General features: G+C 68.2%; 21 protein-coding genes. 12 read left to right on the top strand and 9 right to left on the bottom strand.

Annotation, left to right across the window (positions count from 1 at the left end; translation table 11 throughout):
* Positions 1 to 9: 9 nt before the first annotated feature.
* On the bottom strand, positions 10 to 888 hold the full coding sequence (locus tag DAA40_RS03570) for a hypothetical protein (RefSeq protein ID WP_106848319.1): 879 nt from the start codon (positions 886 to 888) through the stop codon (positions 10 to 12).
* Between the two features lie 236 nt (positions 889 to 1124).
* Here DAA40_RS03570 and DAA40_RS03565 point away from each other — a divergent pair, with 236 nt between their 5' ends.
* Together DAA40_RS03565 and DAA40_RS03560 are read left to right on the top strand one after the other, a co-directional pair.
* Positions 1125 to 2327, top strand: a complete 1203-nt coding sequence (locus DAA40_RS03565) for an IS110 family transposase (protein WP_106848318.1) — start codon at positions 1125 to 1127, stop codon at positions 2325 to 2327.
* A gap of 128 nt (positions 2328 to 2455) precedes the next feature.
* Complete coding sequence (locus DAA40_RS03560) at positions 2456 to 3730, top strand: IS256 family transposase (protein ID WP_106849243.1); 1275 nt, start codon at positions 2456 to 2458, stop codon at positions 3728 to 3730.
* A gap of 68 nt (positions 3731 to 3798) precedes the next feature.
* On the opposite strand, the gene DAA40_RS03555 is transcribed toward DAA40_RS03560, so the two are convergent.
* A complete protein-coding gene (locus DAA40_RS03555) occupies positions 3799 to 5367 on the bottom strand; it encodes an MFS transporter (RefSeq protein ID WP_106848317.1) in 1569 nt (522 codons plus the stop codon).
* A 99-nt stretch (positions 5368 to 5466) separates the two neighbouring features.
* On the opposite strand from DAA40_RS03555, the gene DAA40_RS03550 reads away from it, so the two are divergent.
* The 3 genes from DAA40_RS03550 to DAA40_RS03540 all read left to right on the top strand — a co-directional run bounded on the left by DAA40_RS03550 (position 5467) and on the right by DAA40_RS03540 (position 7723).
* Positions 5467 to 6096: a TetR/AcrR family transcriptional regulator gene (locus tag DAA40_RS03550; RefSeq protein WP_106848316.1), complete on the top strand. Its 630-nt coding sequence runs from the start codon at positions 5467 to 5469 to the stop codon at positions 6094 to 6096.
* 128 nt (positions 6097 to 6224) lie between these two features.
* Positions 6225 to 7122 (top strand): IS5 family transposase gene (locus DAA40_RS03545; RefSeq protein ID WP_255413444.1). Its coding sequence is split into 2 segments (ribosomal slippage): positions 6225 to 6560 and positions 6562 to 7122, totalling 897 coding nucleotides; the frame shifts between segments, so codons are not numbered across the junction.
* 283 nt (positions 7123 to 7405) lie between these two features.
* On the top strand, positions 7406 to 7723 hold the full coding sequence (locus DAA40_RS03540) for a hypothetical protein (RefSeq protein WP_106848314.1): 318 nt from the start codon (positions 7406 to 7408) through the stop codon (positions 7721 to 7723).
* 422 nt (positions 7724 to 8145) lie between these two features.
* Here the strand turns inward: DAA40_RS03540 and DAA40_RS03535 are convergent, their stop codons facing one another.
* The gene (locus DAA40_RS03535) at positions 8146 to 8958 is read right to left on the bottom strand and encodes an NAD(P)/FAD-dependent oxidoreductase (RefSeq protein WP_106848313.1); all 813 of its coding nucleotides are present in this window, start codon (positions 8956 to 8958) and stop codon (positions 8146 to 8148) included.
* Between the two features lie 82 nt (positions 8959 to 9040).
* Positions 9041 to 9688 carry a DUF2461 domain-containing protein gene (locus DAA40_RS03530; RefSeq protein WP_234356223.1) on the bottom strand — a complete coding sequence of 216 codons (648 nt, stop codon included), beginning with the start codon at positions 9686 to 9688 and terminating at the stop codon, positions 9041 to 9043.
* A 77-nt stretch (positions 9689 to 9765) separates the two neighbouring features.
* Here DAA40_RS03530 and holA point away from each other — a divergent pair, with 77 nt between their 5' ends.
* Positions 9766 to 10740: a DNA polymerase III subunit delta gene (gene holA / locus DAA40_RS03525; RefSeq protein WP_158716211.1), complete on the top strand. Its 975-nt coding sequence runs from the start codon at positions 9766 to 9768 to the stop codon at positions 10738 to 10740.
* Between the two features lie 67 nt (positions 10741 to 10807).
* Here the strand turns inward: holA and rpsT are convergent, their stop codons facing one another.
* The gene (gene rpsT, locus DAA40_RS03520; protein ID WP_106848311.1) at positions 10808 to 11077 is read right to left on the bottom strand and encodes a 30S ribosomal protein S20; all 270 of its coding nucleotides are present in this window, start codon (positions 11075 to 11077) and stop codon (positions 10808 to 10810) included.
* A gap of 215 nt (positions 11078 to 11292) precedes the next feature.
* On the opposite strand from rpsT, the gene DAA40_RS03515 reads away from it, so the two are divergent.
* The 3 genes from DAA40_RS03515 to DAA40_RS03505 all read left to right on the top strand — a co-directional run bounded on the left by DAA40_RS03515 (position 11293) and on the right by DAA40_RS03505 (position 15805).
* Complete coding sequence (locus DAA40_RS03515; RefSeq protein WP_106848310.1) at positions 11293 to 13395, top strand: prolyl oligopeptidase family protein; 2103 nt, start codon at positions 11293 to 11295, stop codon at positions 13393 to 13395.
* A 56-nt stretch (positions 13396 to 13451) separates the two neighbouring features.
* On the top strand, positions 13452 to 15284 hold the full coding sequence (gene lepA / locus DAA40_RS03510) for a translation elongation factor 4 (protein ID WP_234356222.1): 1833 nt from the start codon (positions 13452 to 13454) through the stop codon (positions 15282 to 15284).
* 104 nt (positions 15285 to 15388) lie between these two features.
* Positions 15389 to 15805 carry an NUDIX hydrolase gene (locus tag DAA40_RS03505; RefSeq protein WP_158716210.1) on the top strand — a complete coding sequence of 139 codons (417 nt, stop codon included), beginning with the start codon at positions 15389 to 15391 and terminating at the stop codon, positions 15803 to 15805.
* A 104-nt stretch (positions 15806 to 15909) separates the two neighbouring features.
* On the opposite strand, the gene DAA40_RS16330 is transcribed toward DAA40_RS03505, so the two are convergent.
* The 4 genes from DAA40_RS16330 to DAA40_RS03490 form a co-directional block, all read right to left on the bottom strand.
* Positions 15910 to 16326, bottom strand: a complete 417-nt coding sequence (locus DAA40_RS16330; protein WP_199849490.1) for a M20/M25/M40 family metallo-hydrolase — start codon at positions 16324 to 16326, stop codon at positions 15910 to 15912.
* Complete coding sequence (locus tag DAA40_RS16325) at positions 16320 to 16940, bottom strand: M20/M25/M40 family metallo-hydrolase (protein ID WP_234356221.1); 621 nt, start codon at positions 16938 to 16940, stop codon at positions 16320 to 16322. The genes DAA40_RS16330 and DAA40_RS16325 overlap by 7 nt, the downstream gene beginning before the upstream one ends.
* 301 nt (positions 16941 to 17241) lie before the next feature.
* Positions 17242 to 18207, bottom strand: coding sequence for a zinc-binding dehydrogenase (locus tag DAA40_RS03495; protein WP_106848307.1), 966 nt, complete (start codon positions 18205 to 18207; stop codon positions 17242 to 17244).
* 163 nt (positions 18208 to 18370) lie between these two features.
* On the bottom strand, positions 18371 to 18769 hold the full coding sequence (locus DAA40_RS03490; RefSeq protein WP_106848306.1) for a hypothetical protein: 399 nt from the start codon (positions 18767 to 18769) through the stop codon (positions 18371 to 18373).
* Positions 18770 to 18895: 126 nt separating this feature from the next.
* Between DAA40_RS03490 and DAA40_RS03485 the strand changes: the two genes are divergently transcribed.
* The 3 genes from DAA40_RS03485 to hemW are packed head-to-tail and all read left to right on the top strand — an operon-like array spanning position 18896 to position 21017.
* On the top strand, positions 18896 to 19462 hold the full coding sequence (locus DAA40_RS03485) for a ribonuclease domain-containing protein (protein ID WP_199849488.1): 567 nt from the start codon (positions 18896 to 18898) through the stop codon (positions 19460 to 19462).
* Positions 19459 to 19791 carry a barstar family protein gene (locus DAA40_RS03480; RefSeq protein ID WP_106848305.1) on the top strand — a complete coding sequence of 111 codons (333 nt, stop codon included), beginning with the start codon at positions 19459 to 19461 and terminating at the stop codon, positions 19789 to 19791. Before DAA40_RS03485 ends, DAA40_RS03480 begins: the two co-directional genes overlap by 4 nt.
* Positions 19779 to 21017, top strand: a complete 1239-nt coding sequence (gene hemW, locus DAA40_RS03475; RefSeq protein ID WP_106848304.1) for a radical SAM family heme chaperone HemW — start codon at positions 19779 to 19781, stop codon at positions 21015 to 21017. Before DAA40_RS03480 ends, hemW begins: the two co-directional genes overlap by 13 nt.
* Positions 21018 to 21024 lie beyond the last annotated feature (7 nt).

Genomic DNA, 21024 nt, shown 5'->3' with positions numbered 1-21024 from the left:
AGACCTGCGTTATGCGAAGACGACGCTGGGGTAGCCAGCGTCCGCCTCGGCGGTGATGAGCTTGCGGAACTTCGGCGTACCGCCGTTGTAGACCAGGTAGCGGATCTTGCCCTTCTCGTGCCCCGGGACGTTCGAGTTGTAGCCGGTGAACCAGCCCTGGGCGTTGCGCATCAGCATCATCCCGTAGAGCTGTTCGACCTCCCGGGTCCACGCCTCTCCGGCCTCCGCCGTGGCCTCCACCCGTGAGTACCCGCGCTCCCAGGCGTACTGCAGGAGGTCGGTGCACCAGTCGACGCCGATCTCGATACCCCGCGGAAAGTTGGTGGTGGCAGAGGCGCTCTGCGGGCCGTTGGGCATCAGCATATTCGGGAACCCGGGCACCTGCAGCCCGTAGCTGGTCACCGGGCCGTCGGCCCAGAGCTCGCGCAGTGACTGACCGCCCACGCCCCGGATGTCGATCCGGTCGAACGCACCGGTGATCGCGTCGAACCCGGTGGCGTAGAGGATCACGTCGAGCTCGTACTCGCGCTCGGTCGTCCGTAGCCCCCTCTCGGTGATCCGCTCGATCGGGGTGTGCTGCACCGAGACCAGGTGCACGTTGTCGCGGTTGTAGGCCTCGAAATAGTTGGTCTCCAACGGGAGCCGTTGGACGCCGAACCCGTGGTCCTTTGGGATCAGCAGCTCGGCTACCTCGGGGTCGTGCACTCGAGAACGGATCTTGTCGGCGATGAACGCGCTGATCTCGGCGTTCGCCTCCTCGTCCATGAAGATGTCGCGGAAGTTCGCCAGCCAGATGCCGAAGCCCGGCTCGTCGTACAGCTTCTCCCACATCGCGATGCGCTCATCACGCGGCACCTCGAAGAACGGGCGGCGGTCGGGCTCGTGCAAGAACCCGTTACCTTCTTCGTGACCCCGTACGGCGGGGTTCTGGTCGCCAGGGTCGGCATGACTCAAAGCCCCTGTCTCTTGCATGATCCGGGGGGTGTTGTCACCGATTCTGGTGGCGTTGGCTGACCGCTGATAGGGACAGGGCCGCCCTTGGGTAGGTCTCTTCGTAACGTGGGTGCCGGCTTCCTTCGCCAGACGTGCGACCAGCACCTGCAACGAGCGGAGAGGAATGAACGATGCCGCGACCTGAGTATGCCGTGTTCCTTGGTCTGGACGTCGGCAAGCAGGAGCACCACGCCTGCGGGCTGGGCCCGGATGGCAAGCGCGTCCACGACGGGCCTCTGCCGCAGTCCGAAGCAAGGATCGGCGAGATCCTGGAAGATCTCAGCGGGCGCGGCCGGGTGCTGGTGGTGGTAGACCAGCCCGCGTCGATCGGCGCGCTGGCGGTGACCGTTGCGCGGTCGCTGGGCGTCGATGTGGCCTACTTGCCCGGGCTGGCGATGCGACGGATCGCGGATCTGCATCCGGGCAACGCGAAGACCGATGCTCGGGACGCCTGCGTGCTCGCCGAGGCGGCCAGGCCGATGCCGCACGCGTTGCGTCGCGTTGACGCTGGCGATGAAGCGCTCGCCGATCTAGAGGTCATCGTGGGGTTCGATGATGACCTGGCCGGTGAGGTCACCCGGATCAGTAACCGCATCCGCGGCCTGCTCGCCCAGGTCCATCCAGCGCTGGAACGCGTGCTGGGTCCCAAGGTCCAGCACCGAGCGGTGCTCGAGCTGCTGCAGCGCTTCGGTGGACCTCAGGGACTCGCGAAGGCGACCCGGCGTCAACTCATCGCCGCGACGAAGGTGCGTGCGCCACGCTCATACGAACGCCTCGTCGACGCGGTGGTGAAGGCGCTGACCGAGCAGACGGTGAGCGTGCCGGGCACTCGGGCGGCCGAACTCGTGCTGCCACAACTCGCCGTGACCCTCGGTGGGCTGCTCGACCAACGCGAACAAGCGGCTAAACAGATCGAGGAGATGCTCGATCCGCACCCTCTTTCCCGGGTCCTGACCTCGATGCCGGGGATCGGAGTCAGGACCGGCGCACGGATCCTCCTCGAGGTCGGTGACGGCTCGGCCTTCCCCACCAGCGGACACCTCGCGGCCTACGCCGGGCTCGCGCCGGTGACCCGCAGATCGGGCACGTCGATCCGAGGGGAACACCCCAGCCGGGCCGGGAACAAACAACTCAAGCGAGCGTTCTTCCTGGCCGCTTTCGCATCTCTTTCTGACCCGACCAGCCGGGTCTACTACGACCGCAAACGCGCCGCCGGGAAGAAGCACAACGCCGCCCTGATATGCCTCGCCCGGCGCAGAGTCGACGTACTCCACGCCATGCTCAAGAACGGCACCCTCTACGAAACGAGACAATCCTCAGCTCCGGCAGCTTGACGAACCTGATAGGGACACCCCCCTCTTCGGCAGGGACTGTCCGCCAAACGGTGTTTCTGGCCTGACACGCCGGCTCAGCTGGCGGGGAAGGTCATGTGATGACCGAGAAGATCACGAGCGTGAGCTCGATGCCGAAGAAGGTGAAGAAGACGACCTCGCGCAGCGAGGCCGAGCAGGCTGCGGTCCGGGAGCTGGTCAAAGCCGCCCGGGCCCGTGGTGAGGACCTGACCGGCCCGGACGGGCTGCTCAAATCAATCACCGCCACCGTCCTGGAGACAGCGCTGGAAGAGGAGCTGACCGAGCACCTCGGCCACGAGAAGCACCGGGTACCCACCGCAGAGAACGGCAACATCCGCAACGGCACCCGACCCAAGACGGTGCTGACCGACGCCGCCGGAGAGGTGACGATCGCGGTCCCCCGGGACCGGGCCGGCACGTTCGAGCCGGTGATCGTCAAGAAGCGACAGCGGCGCCTCTCGGACGTGGACGCGGTCGCGATCAGCCTGTTCGCCAAGGGCCTGACGACCGGTGAGATCAGCGCGCACTTCCACGAGGTGTACGGCGCCTCCATCAGCAAGGACACGGTCTCGAGGATCACGGACAAGGTGCTCGAGGAGATGGCCGCCTGGTCCTCCCGGCCGCTGCAACCGGTGTACGCGGCCATCTTCATCGACGCGATCTACGTCAAGGTTCGCGACGGGCAGGTCGGCAACCAACCCTTCTACGCCGCGATCGGCGTCGACCTGAACGGCCGGCGAGACGTCCTGGGCCTGTGGGCCGGGCAGGGAGGTGGTGAGTCGGCGAAGTTCTGGATGAACGTGCTGGCGGACCTGAAGAACCGCGGCGTACGCGACGTGTTCTTCATCGTCTGCGACGGCCTCAAAGGACTGCCCGACAGCGTGAACGCCGTCTTCCCCCAGGCGATCGTGCAGGCCTGCGTGATCCACCTCATCCGGGCGACGCTGCGCTACGCCTCGCGGAAATACTGGGACCAGCTGGCCAAGGACCTGCGCCGCATCTACACCGCACCCTCGATCGAGGCAGCATGGGCGGCGTTCGAGGAGCTGGAGGAGAAATGGGGCAAGCCCTACCCGGCCATCCCCAAGATGTGGAGAGCGGCGTGGGAGGAGTTCATCCCCTTCCTGGCCTACGACGTGGAGATCCGCCGGGTGCTGTTCTCCACCAACGCCCTCGAGTCCCTGCACGCCAGGTACCGGCGCGCGGTCACCGTGCGCGGGCACTTTCCGACCGAGCAGGCCGCCCTCAAGTGCCTGTACCTGGTCACCAGGGGCCTGGACCCCAAGGGCACCGGCCAGGCACGATGGACCATGCGGTGGAAGCCCGCGCTCAACGCTTTCGCCGTCACCTTCGCCGACCGCATGCCGGCCGCGGAGAACCTCTGAGATGAACGCCGGAAACACCGTTCATCGGACAGACCCCTTCGGCATGGTCGATAGTCAATGGTATCCGCTCAGAGGTCGGATCGGGTGGCCTCATCCGGTGCCTCGGTACCGGTCGTGGGCGTGTGGTGTCTCGCCAGTGCGGTTGCGGCGAGGGTGCCGATGGTGGCGAGGACGATGGCTGCGGTGGTGAAGGCGGTGGTCATCGCGTCGGTGAAGGCGGGGCGGACGAGGTCGAGCAGCATTGCGGCGCGGTCCTCGGGTAGTTGTTGGGCGGTGGCGACCGCAGCGCCGAGGGTTTCGGTCACCGCGTCGGCGATGTCGGGTGGGGTGTCGGCGGGGAGGGCGTCGGTGACCTGGGTGCGGTAGATGCTGGTGCCGAGGGCTCCGAGGGTCGCGGTGCCGAGCGCGCCGCCGAGCTCGTAGGCGGTCTCGCTGATGCCGGCTGCGGCTCCGGCCTTCTCGGGTGGGGCGGTGCCGACGATGACGTCGTTGGAGAGGGTGTCGGCGATCCCGATGCCGGCCCCGACGAGCGCTCCGCCGGTGAAGGCGATCCAGGCGATGCCGTCCAGGCCGAGGGCGGTGAGCGTGAGGTATCCGCCGGCGGCGAGGATGAGGCCGCCGCCGATGAGCCACCCGGCCCCGATCACGCGGGCCAGGGTCGCTGCGATCAGCGAGCCGAGGATCGCACCGGCCGCGATCGGCAGCGCCCAGAGTCCGGCGGTCAGGGGCGAGTGGCCGAGGACGAGCTGGAGGTACTGGGGCAGGTAGTACAGCAGCGCGGTGAGCGCGAACACCCCGGCGACGTTCGCGATCACCGCGGTGCTGAACGGCAGCGACCGGAACAGGGCGATGTCGATGAGCGGATCGGACAGGCGGCGTTGCCGGAGCACGAACACCACCGCCAGCGCGAGACTTGCCGTGACCCAGAGGGCGGGAGTGATGCCCCATCCGTGTGCGGCGGCGTCTTTGAGGCCGTAGACGCCGGTGAGCATCGCGGCCATCAGCAGGCCGGCGGAGAGCAGGTCGAACCGTCCGGGGGCGGGGTTGCGGAACTCGGGCACGAGCGGCGGGGCCGCGATCAGCAGGGCGATCATCACCGGCACGTTGATCAGGAACACCGATCCCCACCAGAAGTGCTCCAGCAGGAACCCGCCGACCACCGGGCCCAGGCCCGCACCACCGGCGAACGCCGCGACCCAGACCGAGACCGCACGACGCCGCTGGGCGGGGTCGGTGAAGATGTTGCGGATCAAGGCCAGCGTGGAGGGCATCAAGGTCGCTCCGCCGATGCCGAGCAGGGCGCGGGCGGCGATCAGCACCTCGGGTGACCAGGCGAACGCGGCCAGCATCGAGGCCGCCCCGAACGCGACCGCACCGATCAGCAGGAGTCTGCGCCTGCCGATCCGGTCGCCGATGTTGCCCATGAGCACGAGCAGTGCGGCGAGGAAGAACCCGTAGATGTCCACGATCCACAGCAACTGCGTGCCGGTCGGGGCGAGGTCTTCGCTCAGCTCGGGGATCGCGACCGCGAGCACGGTCAAATCGATGCTCATCAGCAGCACCGGCACGGTCAGGGCCGCAAGCGCGGCCCACTGGCGGGCGCCGGCGCGCTGGGGAACAGGGACGGGCGCGGACATCAAGGGGTCCTCTCCTTCGGCGGACACCTCACACTATCTTGGCCATATGGCCAAGTCAAATGGCCAAGTCGTTTGGCCAAGGTTCGGTAGAGTGGGGCCATGGAGACAGAGGAGCCCACCGAGACGCGCACGCACATGCGCGCAGACGAGCGCCGTCAGCTCCTCGCCCAAGCCGCGCTACGGGTGATGAAGCGCGACGGGGTGAAGGCGGCATCGACCAGGGCGATCTGCGCCGAGGCGGACATGCCGCACGGGGCGTTCCACTACTGCTTCCGATCCAAGCGAGAGCTCTACGCGGAACTGCTCTCAGCCGACATCAACGTCGACCTCGACCACGCCTGGGCACAGATCGACCCCACCGGCGAGGTCCGCGCCAGCATCCACGCCCTCTTGGACGCCTACTGGCGCACCGTCGAGGCCGACCCTGCGGCGCAGATCGTACTCACCGAGCTGACGACCCTCGCCCTGCGCGACCCCGAACTGCGCGAGCTGCCCGAGTGGGAGCAACGCGCCTACCACCGGCGCGTCACCGAACACCTCGAACGCTTCGCCGCACTCGCCGACATCGAGTACGCCATCCCCGTGGCGCTGCTGGCCGAGATGATCCTCGCCGCGCTCTCGGGCATCACAAGCTCCTGGCTCTCGGCACGAGACGACGAGAACGCCAGGCGCGCCCTCGCCGAGTTCGCCGACGTCTTCGCCACCTACGCCCACAGGACCACCCGATAGGCACTGTCCCCCTGCAGCGCACGTCCACAGGTTGACGATGTAGGCACTTCTGCCGCAGTACGGGGTGCGCCTCTCCACCTAGGGCGTGTCTCCTAACCTTGCGGGTTGGTTGACGGCAGGCTTGACGCGTGTCGCGTACTCGTGTTCTCTCGGATGCTGCTTGGGCTCGGATCGAGCCGTTGATGCCGGTCGCCTCCCGCAAGGGCGGCCGGCCGTTCCAGGACCATCGCCGGGTCGTGGAGGCGATCGTGTGGCGGTATCGGACGGGGTCTCCGTGGCGGGACCTGCCGGCGGAGTTCGGGCCGTGGCAGACCGCGTGGAAGCGGCATCGCCGGTTCAGCGGTGACGGCACGTGGGATGAGATCTATGCGGAGATCCTCGCCGAGGGGGACGCTGCCGGTGAGATCGACTGGGCCGTGAGCGTGGACTCCACGATCAACCGCGCGCATCAGCACGCGACGAACCTCCCGCGCGACACGGGGGGCTCTGTCGAGTTACAAGAATCTGCGCGAGGAGCCTCCTGATCATGCGATTGGCCGGTCACGGGGCGGTTTGAGCACCAAGATCCATCACCTCGTCGACGGGCGCGGGCTGCCGCTGGTCGTGCTGGTCGGCCCCGGGCAGGCCGGTGACGCGCCCATGTTCCCGGTGCTCCTGGATCACCTCAGAGTCGCCCGGCGCGGCCCGGGCAGACCGCGCTCGAGGCCGGACCGGGTCCGCGGCGACAAGGCGTACTCGTCGCGCGCGATCCGCACCCATCTGCGGGACCGCGGGATCGTCGCAGTCATCCCCGAGCCCGCAGACCAACAAGGCCACCGCCTGCGCCGGGGCTCCCGCGGTGGCAGGCCGGTCAGCTACGACGCCGAGGACTACAAGGGCCGCAACGTCGTCGAACGCGGCTTCAACGAAGACAAGCAGTGGCGCGGGCTCGCCACCCGCTACGACAAACTCGCTCTCACCTACCGCGGCGGAGCAGTCCTGCGAGCCATCACCCACTGGCAGAAACGGTTAGGAGACACGCCCTAGCTGCGCCCCTCTCGATTGTGGCAATGGGCGAGGGCCTATCACTCTCCGGTGGTGCTAGAGGCCCCGGGGAGGGGCCACCGCCACCCCCTGCCAGTGTTCGGGTGACGGCGTGTCGCGGTCGTTGTGCCAGCTTGGGACACACCTCCGGTGCATGAGAACACGACTCACAGCCTCGCTAGCCCTCTGCCTACTGCTCGCCGGACGCGGTGGCTCAGATGACCAGACCGACGGTGGCACAGCCGGCGGATCTGATGCCCTACCGACAGCCGGCGTCGGCGTTCCGGTGACGATCACCGACGATGTCGAGCTCACTCTGACCGACGGCTACCCGCGCGGCGCGATGACCGCCGAGTGGACGGTCAAGGCCCTCACCAACGGCGCGCCCTGCCCGACGATCGAAGACACATACGTGCAGCGCCAGGACGGCGCGCGGGTCCCGTTCGTTGAGTCCCCGTCGTGGTCCTGCGTCACCCTCATGGAAGGGCAAGAGGGGAAGGCGCGGATGTGGACCGAGAACGGTTATCCGATCAGTGACGGCGACCTCATCGTGTGGGCTCCCGGCGGCCAGCCTGTGGCTACTTGGGTCCTGCGGGATAGGTAATCCCTGCCCGGCTCAGTCGTCGTAAGCACCGAGGAACCGGTGACCGCCACGGGCGGACCTCATGAATCCCCCTCGATCGCGCGGACCCATGGAAGGGCCCCCAGCAAGCCGACCCATGGAAGCCCCGACCCCCGGGGACAGCACCGCCCCGGTGCAGGGTCCGGGGCGGTGCGGTGCGCTGCTGTGGACGGCGCGCGCTCAGCCTACGGTGTCTACCGTCAGACCTAGAGAGCCCCCAGGCATGACTGTGCCCCCGGTCTGGACACCAGGGGCACAGTTCGCTGGGTTGAGCCAGCCGACATACGAAACTCTCGACAGCACCATGGTACCCGAAACCAGCGGTACCGAGTAATAGCTTGCGGGTGTGTCGGGGCCGCCGCTGATGCCGTCGCGGTCGGTCTGTGTGCTGCACGACGTGCACGTCATGCTCTCCTAAAACCGCAGGTCAGGGCGGGGTGTGCACGCTGTGCACGCACGTTTCTATTATCGCCCCCCCCGGGAGTCCGCGAGCACGCGGCGAAGATCTCGTCGTATCGCGCCTTGATTCCGGCCATCTCATCGGGGGAGATCTCGGAGTTGTTCAGCGGGGCACTCCAGTTGGGCCGGCGCTGGAACACCGTCAGGTCCTCGACCTTGTCGGCGATCTCGGCGATCAGCTGGATCGCGGTCGCGCCGGTGCCGATCACTCCGACCCGCTTGCCGGCGAGGTCGACGCCGTCGGGCCAGTCGTAGGTGTGGAAGGACTCGCCCTGGAAGTCATCCATGCCCTCATAGCGAGGCAGCGTGGGGGCCGACAGCAAGCCGAGCGCCATGACCACGAACCGGCACCGCAGTGTCTCGCCGTCGTCCAGGTGCAGCACCCAGGTGCTCGTCTCCTCGTCGAACACGGTGCGCTCGACGGTGACGTTGAAGCGCATGTTCTCGCGCAGATCGAACTTGTCCGCGACGTACTGCAGGTAGCGCAGGTTCTCCGGCTGGCCCGAGAAACGCTCCTTCCAGTCCCACTCCTGCAGCAGCTCGTCGGAGAAGGAGAACCCGTAGGTATAGCTCTCCGAGTCGAAGCGCGCACCCGGGTAGCGGTTCCAGTACCAGGTGCCGCCCAGCTCCGGACCCGACTCGAGCACGAGCGCGTCGATCCCGAGCTCGCGCAACCGGTAGAGCTGATAGATGCCGCACACCCCGGCCCCGATGACGATCACCTCGTGATCGACCTGCGCGTCCTTCTGCTCCGCCATCGCCGCTCCCGCTCTCAACCTAGTTGACATCGATGTCACCTTATGGTGCGTGAGTGGCGTAGGCAACCGGCGAGGCAGCCGATCAGCGCAGGATGTCGGTCAGCCACTCGACGAACGGACGCAGCTCGCGCCAGTCGGCCCGCACGCGGTCGGCGAGGCCCGCGGTGCCCACGATCTCCTCCTCGATGGGGCGGGTGAGGCTCAACGACTTGTGCCGTAGCAGGTCGATCCGCGGATGATCGGCCTCGAACCCGCGGGGAGCGGTCTTCAGCTGCTCGCCACGCAGCTCCCACCCCTTTCGCTGGAGCCGCTCCACGAGGTCTGCGAACGCACCGCCCTTGGCGCCGGCGATCTGGTTGCGCACCCTCTTGAGGCCAGCGGCATCCGCTCGGTAGAACCCGCCTCCGGTCCGGAAGCATGGCGCGCCGATCTCCGCGTACCAGCCGGCGCCCGGAGCGGTCTTCACGTAGGCACCCTGGTGCGTCTTGTACGGCGTCTTGTCGTGGGAGAAGCGCACGTCGCGGTACGGGCGGAAGATCTTCGCGGCGCCGAACTCCTCGGCCAGGGTCTCCATCAGGGCGGTCATCGGGGCGCGGACCGCGTCGTCGTACTGCTGCTTGTGGGCCTGCCAGAAGGTCTTGGAGTTGTCCTGCTCGAGGTCCTCGTAGAACTCGAAGGCTTCCGGCGGAAAGCCGGTGAATCCGGCCGGCAGGTCGGTACTGGATGCCACGGATCGTCCTCTCCTCGCTCGGGCCATCGTACGAACTCACACCACCGGGTGTCGGCCGTGCATGGAAGGATCGAGGCATGCCGCAGACTGCTGAGCGACTCGTGCTGGTCGTGGGCGAGGACGAGTTCCTTCGCTCGCAGGTCTCCTCTGCGGTCATCGCTGCCCAACGGGCGGCGCGGCCGGACGCCGATCCAACGCTCGAGCGGGTCGATGCGGGCGTGGCGGACGCCGCCAATGCGCTCGCCGACGCCATCAGCCCGGCGCTGTTCGGCGGTGAGCGGATCGTCGTGCTGAAGTCGGCCGAGCAGTCCACGAAGGATCTCGTCGCGGTCCTCACGCAGTATGCCGCGGCGCCCGACCCCGACATCTGCCTCATCGTCGAGCACTCCGGAGCGGGGCGGGCCAAGACGCTCGCGGTCGACCTGCAGAAACTGGGAGCGGCGATCGAGCGAGTGCCGGTGGTGAGGTCTGTGGACGACCGCATCAAGTACGTCTGTTCGGAGGTCGTGGCGGCGGGCGGGAAGATCGACGCTAAGGCCGCTGCCGCGCTGGTGGAGGCCGTGGGGGAGGACCTCCGCAGCTTGTCCAGCTCCGCCCGGCAGCTGGTGGCCGACGCCGGCGGCACGATCGACGTCGACACGGTCGGGCGCTACCACCGCGGCCGCGCCGACGTGAAGGTCTACGCCCTCGCCGACGAGATCGTCGGCGGTCGGGTGGAGTCCGGCCTCGAGCAGCTACGGTGGGCGCTGCACGACGGCGCCGCTGAGGTGGTGATCGCGGACGCGATCGCAGAATCCGTGCGGTCGGTTGCGAAGGTCGCTGCTGCCGGCCGGGCCGACCCCAACACACTCGCCCAGCGGCTGGGGATGCCGGCGTGGAAGATCCGCAAGATCCGGCAGAGCGCCGGCACCTGGTCAGCTCCGGGGCTGACCAAGGCGCTGCAGATCGCCGCTCGGCTCAACGGCGAGGTCAAGGGGCAGGCGGCGGACTCGCGCTACGCGTTGGAGAAGGCCGTCCTCGACATCGCCGCGGCGCACGAGATCCGCTCCTGACCGACCGCAGCCGGACAGCACGAAGCCGCGCATCACGACGATGCGCGGCTTCGGAAAGCGCTGAGTGCTACTTGGCGCTCAGGCCGGCGAGCGCCTTGGCCATGCCCGACTTGCGGTTGGCGGCCTGCTTGCGGTGGATGACGCCCTTGCTGGCGGCCTTGTCGAGCTGACGCGAAGCATGTTGCAGAGCAGCGGTCGCCTTGTCGGCGTCGCCCGCGGCGGCGGCCTCGCGGAAGCGGCGGACCGACGTCTTCAGAGCCGACTTGACGGCCTGATTGCGCTGGCGCGCGACCTCGTTGGTCTTGACGCGCTTGATCTGGGACTTGATGTTCGCCACGAAGTGCCTCGTTCAGGTTGGTGGTGCTGGTGCTGAGTCTGGGAGGTGCGTGATCTGTGGATCTGCCGGCGACGAGCGCGTCGGCGGTGCGACAGATCGCAGCGCACACGAAGAGACAGAATATCAAGCCAGCGGGGCGCGGCACAACGGCAGCGGCGTACGCCACACTGCCGCGGCCCTGGACCGGTCGCCTGCCGGAGGGTATACCTGCACGAGTGCAGTACCCCTACGCGCGTCGGGACGACGCGGTCGAGAACGTTCACGGCACCCCGGTCGCCGACCCTTACCGCTGGCTGGAGGCCCCGGCCTCGTCGCAGACCCACCAGTGGGTGCGTGAGCAGAACGCGCTGAGCGGCTCCTACCTGGCCGCACTGCCGGAGCGAGCCTGGTTCGAGCAGCAGGTGACCCGCCTGCTCAACCGCCCGCGCTCTGGCACGCCCTACAAGAAGGCCGGCCGCTACTTCGTCTGCCGCAACGACGGCGCGCAGGCCCAGGACGTGTGGTGCTGGGCGCCCACGCTCGAACGTCTGGCCGAGGGCGGAAAGGTACTAGTCGACCCGAACCGGCTGGACGAGACCGGCGCGACCTCCATCGCGGCCACGGGAGTCTCGGAGTCCGGGCGATACTTCGCCTACGCGCTCAGCTATGCCGGCAGCGACTGGAACACCATCCGGATCCGCGACATCGACGAGCGGCGTGACCTTGACGACGAGCTGACCCTGACGAAGCTCAGCTCACCCGTCTGGCTTCCCGACGGCCGGTCCTTCGTCTACCTGCACTACCCGAGCGCCGAGAACGCCACCGGAGATGTGCGACAGCATGCCGGACTGCTGAAGCTGCATCGGCTGGGTACTGCGCAGACCGATGACCAGGTGCTCATCGACACCGGTGACGACTCCCGGCTGCACGCCTACCCCGAGGTGTCGTACGACGGGCGGTGGCTGATCGTCGAGGTGTACAGCGGCACGAGCAGCAGCAACCGGCTATGGGCCTTCCCGCTGACCACCGGTGGCCGGACCGAGGTGGGGCCGGCCGTGCGAATGTTCGATGAGCCCGATGCGCGCTACGACTCGGTGCGGGTGATCGGCGACGAGATGCTGGTGCGCACCAATCGCGATGCGCCGCAGTTCCGGCTCGTGAGGGTGCCGATCGCGCCCGGCGTACACGAGATGACCGACGTGATCCCGCAGCAGGACGGCCTGCTGGATTCGGTGACCTCCGCCGGAGGCGCGCTAGTCACGGTGCACCTCGACGACGCGATGCCGGTGCTGCACCGGTACTCGCTGGACGGGCGTTTCGCCACCTCGATCCCGATGGCCGGCACGGCCGTCGTCGAGCTGAATGGACGCAGTGCGGACACCGAGCTGTTCGTCGGGATGTCCTCGGCGACGGCCCCCCTGAAGAGCTTTCGCGTGGACCTCGAGACCTTCGACATCGTGAAGCTCGCGGTCAGCATGCGCCGCCCGGCAGGGCAGCGACCGCCGTCCTGGCAGCCACCGATCGCCACCGTCGGTCGCGGCAGCGCCCGGTCGGCAGACGGGACGATGGTGCGCTACTTCCTGATCCACCGGGAGGATCTGGCACTCGACCGGCCTCGGCCCACGATGCTGTACGGGTACGGCGGGCTGAACGTGCGCACCCTGGCTGACTTCCGCCCCGGCTGGCCGGCGTGGCTCGAGGCCGGCGGGGTACTTGTCATCGCCAACCTACGCGGCGGCGGCGAGTACGGCGTCGACTGGTATCACGCCGGACGGGGTCTGAACAAGCAGCGCACGTTCGACGACATGATCGCCGTGGCCGAGGAGCTCATCGAGCAAGGCATCACCACCGCGCCACAGATAGCGCTGCATGGCCGCAGTGCCGGGGGACTCGTCGTCGGGGCGGTACTCACGCAGCGTCCCGACCTGATCGGCGCAGCGGTGCCGATGGTGGGACTGCTGGACCTGCTGCGCTTTGACCAGCTGCCCTCCGGCGCCAGCTGGACCGCGCACTACGGCTCGCCCGCGGATGCGAAGGTCGCCGCGACCTTGCTCGGCTACTCGCCCCTGCACAACATCCGCGACGGGGTGGAATACCCCGCCACCCTGGTGCTGACCGGTGATCACGACGATCGCATCGTGCCCGCGCACAGCTACAAGTTCACCGCCGCGCTGCAGCACGCGCAGGGGGGCAGCGCTCCGGTCCTGGCGCGGATCGAGACGGGCACCGGCCACGGCAAGGGAAAGCCGCGCGCGATGGTGGCGGCCGAATGGATCGACCTGCTCGCGTTCGCGGCCCACCACACCGGCCTGCGCCCGCCCCAGCCGCCAGCCCCGTGACCGGTGCGATGCGGCAGAATGGGATGACTGCCGATTCGCCCCGATGAAGGATGTTCGTGACCGCCGACTACACCGACCCTGCGCTGATCAGGAACTTCTGCATCATCGCGCACATCGACCACGGCAAGTCGACCCTCGCCGACCGGATGCTCGAGGTGACCGGGGTGATCGAGCAGCGCCAGATGCGCGCGCAGTACCTCGACCGGATGGACATCGAACGAGAGCGCGGCATCACCATCAAGGCCCAGAACGTGCGGCTCCCGTGGGCCGGCAACGACGAGCGGGGCTACACCCTCCACATGATCGACACCCCGGGCCACGTCGACTTCACCTACGAGGTGTCGCGCTCGCTGGCCGCGTGCGAGGGTGCCGTCCTGCTGGTGGACGCCGCCCAGGGAATCGAGGCCCAGACGTTGGCGAACCTCTATCTTGCGATGGAGAACGACCTCACCATCATCCCGGTGCTCAACAAGATCGACCTGCCCGCGGCGCAGCCCGAGCGGTACGCCCAGGAGATCGCCGGCATCATCGGCTGCGACCCGGACTCGATCCTGCGGGTGTCCGGCAAGACCGGCGAGGGTGTACCCGCACTGCTCGACCGCATCGTCGAGGAGGTCCCGCCGCCGGTCGGTGACGCGGACGCGCCGGCCCGAGCAATGATCTTCGACTCCGTCTACGACATCTACCGCGGCGTCATCACCTACGTGCGTGTGGTCGACGGTCGGATCTCCGCCCGTGAGCGGATCAAGATGATGTCGACCAACGCGACCCACGAGCTGCTCGAGCTCGGTGTCATCTCGCCCGAGCCGGTCCCGGTGAAGTCGCTGGGCGTCGGTGAGGTCGGCTATCTCATCACCGGTGTGAAGGACGTGCGGCAGTCCCGCGTCGGCGACACCGTCACCCTGCAGGCCAAGCCGGCCGACGAGGCCATCGGCGGCTACCGCGACCCCAAGCCGATGGTGTTCTCTGGTCTCTACCCGATCGACGGCTCGGAGTACCCGTTGCTGCGCGACGCCCTCGACAAGCTTCGGCTCAACGACGCAGCGCTGACCTACGAGCCCGAGACGTCGACCGCCCTCGGATTCGGATTCCGTTGCGGCTTCCTTGGGCTGCTGCATCTGGAGATCACCCGCGACCGGCTCGAGCGCGAGTTCGACCTTTCCCTCATCTCGACCGCTCCGAACGTCATCTACGACGTCACCATGGACGACGGCGCCGAGATGGTCGTGACCAATCCGAGTGACTGGCCGGTCGGCAAGGTCGCCGAGGTGCGCGAGCCGATGGTGAAGTGCACGATCATTGCGCCGACGGACTACACCGGCGCCATCATGGAGCTGTGCCAGGCGCGTCGAGGAACGATGCAGGGCATGGACTACCTGTCCGAGACCCGCGTCGAGCTGCGCTATCTGCTGCCGCTGGCCGAGATCATCTTCGACTTCTTCGACTCGTTGAAGTCGCGGACCCGCGGCTACGCTTCCCTGGACTACGAGGAGGCCGGCGATCAGGTGGCCGACCTGGTCAAGGTCGACATCCTGCTGCAGGGCGAGCAGGTCGATGCCTTCTCGGCCATCGTGCACAAGGACAAGGCCTATTCCTACGGCGTGATGATGACCGGGAAACTGCGAGAGCTGATTCCTCGGCAGCAGTTCGAGGTGCCGATCCAGGCGGCCGTCGGCTCCCGAATCATCGCCCGCGAGACAATTCGCGCGATCCGCAAGGACGTGCTCGCCAAGTGCTACGGCGGCGACATCAGCCGCAAGCGCAAGCTGATCGAGAAGCAGAAGGAAGGCAAGAAGCGGATGAAGATGGTCGGCCGCGTCGAGGTCCCGCAGGAGGCCTTCATCGCCGCGCTGTCGACTGACGACGCCGCGGCCGCCAAGTCCAAGTAGTCGTGGAGCCGATCCGCTGCGGTTGGCGGCATTGCCCCTATTGCGGCGATCCGCTCGATGCCGCCCCGCCGATCCGATGTGCGCGCTGCGGCCGCAGCCTGTACGTGAACTCGAGTCCGGCGGTCGGCGTGGTCGTCGTCCGGGACGGCCGGTTCCTGGCGATCAAGCGGGCGCGTGATCCTTGGCGTGGTTATTGGGACATCCCGGGCGGCTTCTGCGACAGCGGCGAGCACCCGCAGGACGCCGCCGTCCGCGAGATGCGGGAGGAGACCGGCCTTGACGTCCAGATCGCCGGTCTGGCTGGAATCTACATGGACACCTACCCGTTCGAGGGCGACGTCATCTCGATCCTCAATCTCTACTTCGCCGCGACCGTGAACGACTCGCAGCAGCCTCGTCTGGTCGACTCCGAGGCCACTCAGGTGGAATGGCTGCCGGTCGACGCTCATCCGCCGCTGGCTTTCGAACACGAGGAGCAGGCGCTCGCCGACGCGTTGGAGCTGCTGCGGGCGAACCGCTGAGAATGCACCAGACCGTGGCGGTTCCGAGCGCGAGGCCGATCGATGATCCGGAGATCGGCGTGGAGGTGGCGCCGGCGTGGTTGCGCAGGTGCACCTGGTGGCCGCTAGCTCGAAGGCATCCACTCGAGGGCGGCGACGATGATCGCCTTCGTCGCCGACTCCAGGGTCGGATGCATGACGGGGGCGAAGAACGGCGAGTGGTTGCCGGCGATCTCCGTCGCTACAGCGCCGCGCTTCTCGGCGTCCGCGTAGGTCTCGCGGTCGGCCCCACCGATGATCCAGTAGCAGTAGGGGATCCCGAACGCGTTGGGGATCTCGCTGAAGTCCTCGCTGCCGGTCGAGGGCAGCTCCTCGACATAGCGGTCGCCGAACGCGGCGGCGAACGCTTCGCGGATCCGGTGCGTGATCGCCTCGTCGTTGACGGTCATCGGGAACTGGTCGAAGTACTCGAAGGTCGGCGGTGCCGGTGATCCGGAGGCCTCGCACTCGGCGTGCACGATCCGCTCGATGGCCGTCAGCACGCGGGTCCGGGTGTGCTCGTCGAGGTGCGCACGTTCAGCTGCAGCTCGGCCCGGTCGCTGATGATGTTGACCTTCGAGCCCACGGTCATCTTCCCGACCGTCACGACGGCGAACTCGCCTGGCCGCGTCTCGCGCGAGACCACGGTCTGCAGCCGCAGGACGATCATCGAGGCCAGCACCGCGGGGTCGACGGTGGTGTGCGGCATGCTGCCGTGGCCGCCGCGGCCGAAGACGGTCACCTTGATCGAGTCCGCAGTCGAGAACGACGGGCCGAGGCAGGCGTGCACATTGCCGGCAGGAGTGGCCATCACGTGCTGCGAGAAGGCGACGTCCGGGGCGGGGATCCGGACGTCCAGGCCGTCGTCGACCATCTTGCGTGCCCCGCCGGCCCGTTCCTCGGCGGGCTGGAAGAGTGCCAGGAAGGTGCCCGACCACCGCTCGCGGTGCTCGGCAAGCAACCGGGTGGCCCCCAGCAGCGCGCTGATGTGCACGTCGTGTCCGCAGGCGTGCATGATCGGTGACTGCTCGCCGTCCACCGACACGCCTTCGACGATGCTCGCGTACTCCAGGCCGGTGAGCTCACGCACCGGAAGTCCGTCGATGTCGGCGCGCATGAGCACCGTAGAACCCTCACCGTTGCGCACGATTCCCACCAGCCCGGTCTCGCCGATCCGTGGATGACCTCGACGCCCTCCAGCCGCTCGAGCTCGGCGGCGATGCGGTCGTGTGTCCGGTGCTCGACATAGCTCAGCTCGGGATTGCGGTGGAAGTGGACGTAGAGATCGTCCTGCCACTGCGCGATGCTCTGCTGTCCGGCGAGGACGGCGTCCAGGTCGCTGCTCATTGGTACCTCCCGAGAACGAGCGTGGGCTCCGGGACGAGAAGTCTCGGCGCCCACGGTAGCGCTGGGTGCGCTCAGACGGTGAAGACGATCTTGCCGTTGGTCTCGCCGTCGACCATCGCCTGGAAGCCGTCCTTGGCGTCCTTCAGCGGCATGGTCTTGTCGATGGCCGGGCGGACGCCGGTCGTCTTCAGCAGATTCATCAACGCCGTCAGCTCGGTGCGGTTGCCCATCGTGGAGCCGATGATGCGCATCTGCAGGAAGAACACGCGGGCCAGGTCCGCCGGCGGGTTGAAGCCGCTGGTGGCGCCGCACACCACGAGGGTGCCCCCGGGGCGCAGCGAGCGCAGCGAGTGCGACCAGGTCGCCTCGCCGACCGTCTCCAGGACCGCGTCCACCTTGCCGGGCAGCTTCGCGCCGGACTCGAAGACCTGGTGCGCGCCGTTCTCCAGCGCCGTCTGGCGCTTCTCGTCGGAGCGGCCGGTGACCCAGACCTGCAGTCCCATGGCCTTGGCGATCGCGGTCGCCGCAGTGGCGACGCCGCCGGACGCGCCCTGGATGAGCACGGTGTCGCCTGGGTTGAGGCCCGAATCCTTGGTGAGCATCCGGTAGGCGGTCAACCATGCCGTGGGCAGGCACGAGGCCTCCTCGAACGACAGCTCCGCGGGCTTGGGTACCAGGTTCTGCTTCGGCACGGTGACGTACTCGGCGAAGGTGCCCTGGTGCACCTCCGACAGCAGCGAGCGCTTGGGGTCGTAGGTCTCATCGCCGGTCCAGCCGGGCGAGGAGACGACGGAGTGGATGAGGACCTCGTTGCCGTCCTCGTCGAGGCCGGCGGCATCGGTGCCGAGGATCATCGGCATGCGCTCGGCGGGAAGACCCTGGCCCTTCAGCGACCAGACGTCGTGGTGGTTCAGCGAGGCAGCCTTGACCTGGACGCGGGCCCAGCCGTCGGTGATCTCAGGCTCGGGCCGATCGCCGAGCTCGAGCGCGGCCATCGGGTCGTCGGTGTTCGGGGCAGATACGAAGACAGAGAACATAACCGGATACTACGCAGCGCCTTGTGAGAACGCCGGTCGGAGTCACGTCGTCGCATTCGGGTCGAGACTTCCGTAGCCAGCCATCCGTTTCCACAACCGGTAGGCCGGGCTCCGGCGCTCATCGTCGAGCGGGCGGATCGATGGGCCGCTTTCGTAACCGAAGTTAGCGACGCACCACGATGACGGCGCGGCCGGTCGAGCTCGTCGGCCGGCCGCCGCGTACCCGCCCGGCCACCCACGCGACGGCACCGATCAGCACCAGGATCGGCAACGCGATGATCGCCACCATGATGGACAGCGCGGCCAGCCCGGCCACGGCCGCGATGATCAGCACCGCGATCGCGACGCCCTTCCAGCCCAGGATCTTCCAGAGGGAGGGCTTGCCGTCGCGGCCCAGGTACTTCTCCGGGATCTGCGGTGTCGGCATCGCACCGAAGGGCGCCGACCCGAACGGCATACTGCCGAAGGGGATGCCGCCGGGCTGCTGAGCGCGCTGGTCACCGTCGATGAACGGCTTGCCGTCCTCGTCGATGATCGTGGGCTTGCTCTGCTCCTCGCGCACGGTGTGGCTCCTGCCTCGCTTGGAAGGGGGTCTTGCTAGTTACTACGCCTCGCAGGCCGCGGTTGTTCCCTAGAATCGGCTGCTGCACCGTCCGCCACGCGCGAGCGTCCCAGCAGAAGGCACCCCGTGACTCGTCGCACCCGTTCAGCCTCGCGCCGCCGTTCGCCCGAGGCCCAGCTCACCGGAGCGTTCAACCGGCTGGTCGCCGACCGTCCCGTCACCGCGGCGATCGTGCTGGTGGTGGTGGCGCTCGGCGCCTGGCTGCTGCTGAAGGACACCGGAGGCGCGGACGCCGTGCCCTCGTCGGAATCCACCGCAGCGTCGTCCGCGACCGGGACCACCGACCCCTCCGATACCGACCAGACCGACGCCGACCCCTCCGACGCTGGCCAGACCGACCCCGCGAGCGGGCTGCCGTACATCGCGGAGTCGGACCTTCCACCGCAGGCACAGGAGGTGCTCGATGTGGTCCGGGCCGGCGGACCGTTCGAGTTCGAGCAGGACGGCGGGCACTTCGGGAACTACGAGGGGCTGCTCCCGCAGGAGCCATCGGGCTACTACCGCGAGTACACGGTGCAGATGCCCGGCGACAGCGACCGTGGAGCGCACCGATTCGTCGTCGGGGACGGCGGGGAGATCTACTGGACCACCGACCACTACGAGTCGTTCTTGATCGTGAAGGAGGACGCATGATCGCGTGCCTCGGTGCTGACGAGTCGCTGCCGAACACGCTGGCCAGGCTGCGCGCCGCCGGGCGCACCCCGTACGTCGTCGGCGGGGAGACGAAACGAGAGCTGCTCGCGTCGTTCGCCGCTGCCCTGGACTTCCCGCAGTACTTCGGTCACAACCTGGACGCGCTGGCCGATTCGCTCACCGAGGTCCGCTGGCGCACGCCGGCGACCATCGTGTGGGTCCACGCGGCGACGCTGGCCCGCGTGGATCACCGGACCTTCTCGGCGGTCGAGCAGATCCTCGCCAGCAGGCTGCCCGACGGCGTGGACGTGCTGCTGTGCCTTCGGTAGACCTGGACTCGACGGACGTCGTACCACTCGACGGCCGGCTCGCGAGTGATGCGATCGAACGAGCCGCGACTGCGCCGTTCGCCTTCTACGTGCACATCCCGTTCTGCGCCACGCGCTGCGGGTACTGCGACTTCAACACCTACACCGCGCGGGAGCTCACCGCCCGGGACGGCTCGGCGATCGTCAGCAGGGAGAGCTACGCGGCCCTGGTGCGCCACGAGGTGCGTCTGGCGCGGCGCGTGCTCGAGAACGTCGACCTGCCGGCGCAGTCGGTCTTCTTCGGCGGCGGCACCCCGAGCCTGCTGCCGGCCGCCGACCTCGTCTCGGTGGTGGACACCATCCGCGATGAGTTCGGGCTGACCCCCGATGCCGAGATCACCACCGAGGCCAACCCGGAGTCGGTCTCGCCCCGCTTTCTCGAGCAACTGCGCGACGGCGGGTTCACCCGCGTCTCGCTGGGCATGCAGTCGGCCGCGAAGCACGTGCTGCAGGTGCTCGACCGTCAGCACTCGCCCGGGCGGGCCGTCGCGGCCGCCCGTGAGGCTCGTGCTGCCGGGTTCGAGCACATCAACCTGGACCTCATCTACGGCGCCCCGGGGGAGAGCGACGACGACTGGCGGGCCACCCTGGACGTTGTCCTCGACGCGCCGGTCGATCATGTGTCGGCGTACGCCCTGATCGTCGAGGAGGGGACCGCGCTCGCGCGGCGGATCGCGCGCGGCGAGATCGCCGAGCCGGACGACGACGTCCACGCCGACCGATACGAGATGGCCGACGCGGTGCTGAGCGCGGCCGGCTTCGGCTGGTACGAGGTCTCCAACTGGGCGCGTGGGCCGCAGGCGCGCTGCCGACACAACGAGATCTACTGGTCCGGCGCCGGCTGGTGGGGCGCCGGGCCCGGTGCGCACAGCCACGTCGGCGGCGTCCGCTGGTGGAACGTCAAGCATCCCGCGGCGTACGCCTCGCGAGTCGGTGGCGGGCTCAGCCCCGCACAAGGACGCGAGACCCTCACCGCGGAGCAGTCCGCGATGGAGCGGGTGATGCTCGGGATCCGGATGCGCAAAGGGATCGAGCTAGGAGAGCTGAGCCCTCGAGCCCGGGCCGAGACGCCGGCGATGGTCACTTACGGGCTGCTGGATGCAGCGGCGCTCGATGCCGGCCGGGTCGTGCTGACGCTGCGCGGCAGGCTGCTGGCCGACGCCGTCATCCGCGACCTCGTGGACTGACCGGTGA

Origin of the sequence: Blastococcus sp. Marseille-P5729, from assembly GCF_900292035.1 — a bacterium.
Taxonomy (GTDB): Bacteria; Actinomycetota; Actinomycetes; order Mycobacteriales; family Antricoccaceae; genus Cumulibacter.
This window is presented reverse-complemented; position numbering and strand designations above follow the sequence as displayed.

Coding starts and splice junctions, on each gene's coding strand:
- DAA40_RS03560 (WP_106849243.1), top strand. CDS start 2,456: ATGCCGAAGAAGGTGAAGAAGACGACCTCGCGCAGCGAGGCCGAGCAG.
- holA (WP_158716211.1), top strand. CDS start 9,766: ATGCCGCAGACTGCTGAGCGACTCGTGCTGGTCGTGGGCGAGGACGAG.
- DAA40_RS03555 (WP_106848317.1), bottom strand. CDS start 5,367: ATGTCCGCGCCCGTCCCTGTTCCCCAGCGCGCCGGCGCCCGCCAGTGG.
- DAA40_RS03565 (WP_106848318.1), top strand. CDS start 1,125: ATGCCGCGACCTGAGTATGCCGTGTTCCTTGGTCTGGACGTCGGCAAG.
- DAA40_RS03480 (WP_106848305.1), top strand. CDS start 19,459: ATGATCGCGTGCCTCGGTGCTGACGAGTCGCTGCCGAACACGCTGGCC.
- DAA40_RS03495 (WP_106848307.1), bottom strand. CDS start 18,207: ATGTTCTCTGTCTTCGTATCTGCCCCGAACACCGACGACCCGATGGCC.
- DAA40_RS03550 (WP_106848316.1), top strand. CDS start 5,467: ATGGAGACAGAGGAGCCCACCGAGACGCGCACGCACATGCGCGCAGAC.
- DAA40_RS03535 (WP_106848313.1), bottom strand. CDS start 8,958: ATGGCGGAGCAGAAGGACGCGCAGGTCGATCACGAGGTGATCGTCATC.
- DAA40_RS16325 (WP_234356221.1), bottom strand. CDS start 16,940: ATGCGCGCCGACATCGACGGACTTCCGGTGCGTGAGCTCACCGGCCTG.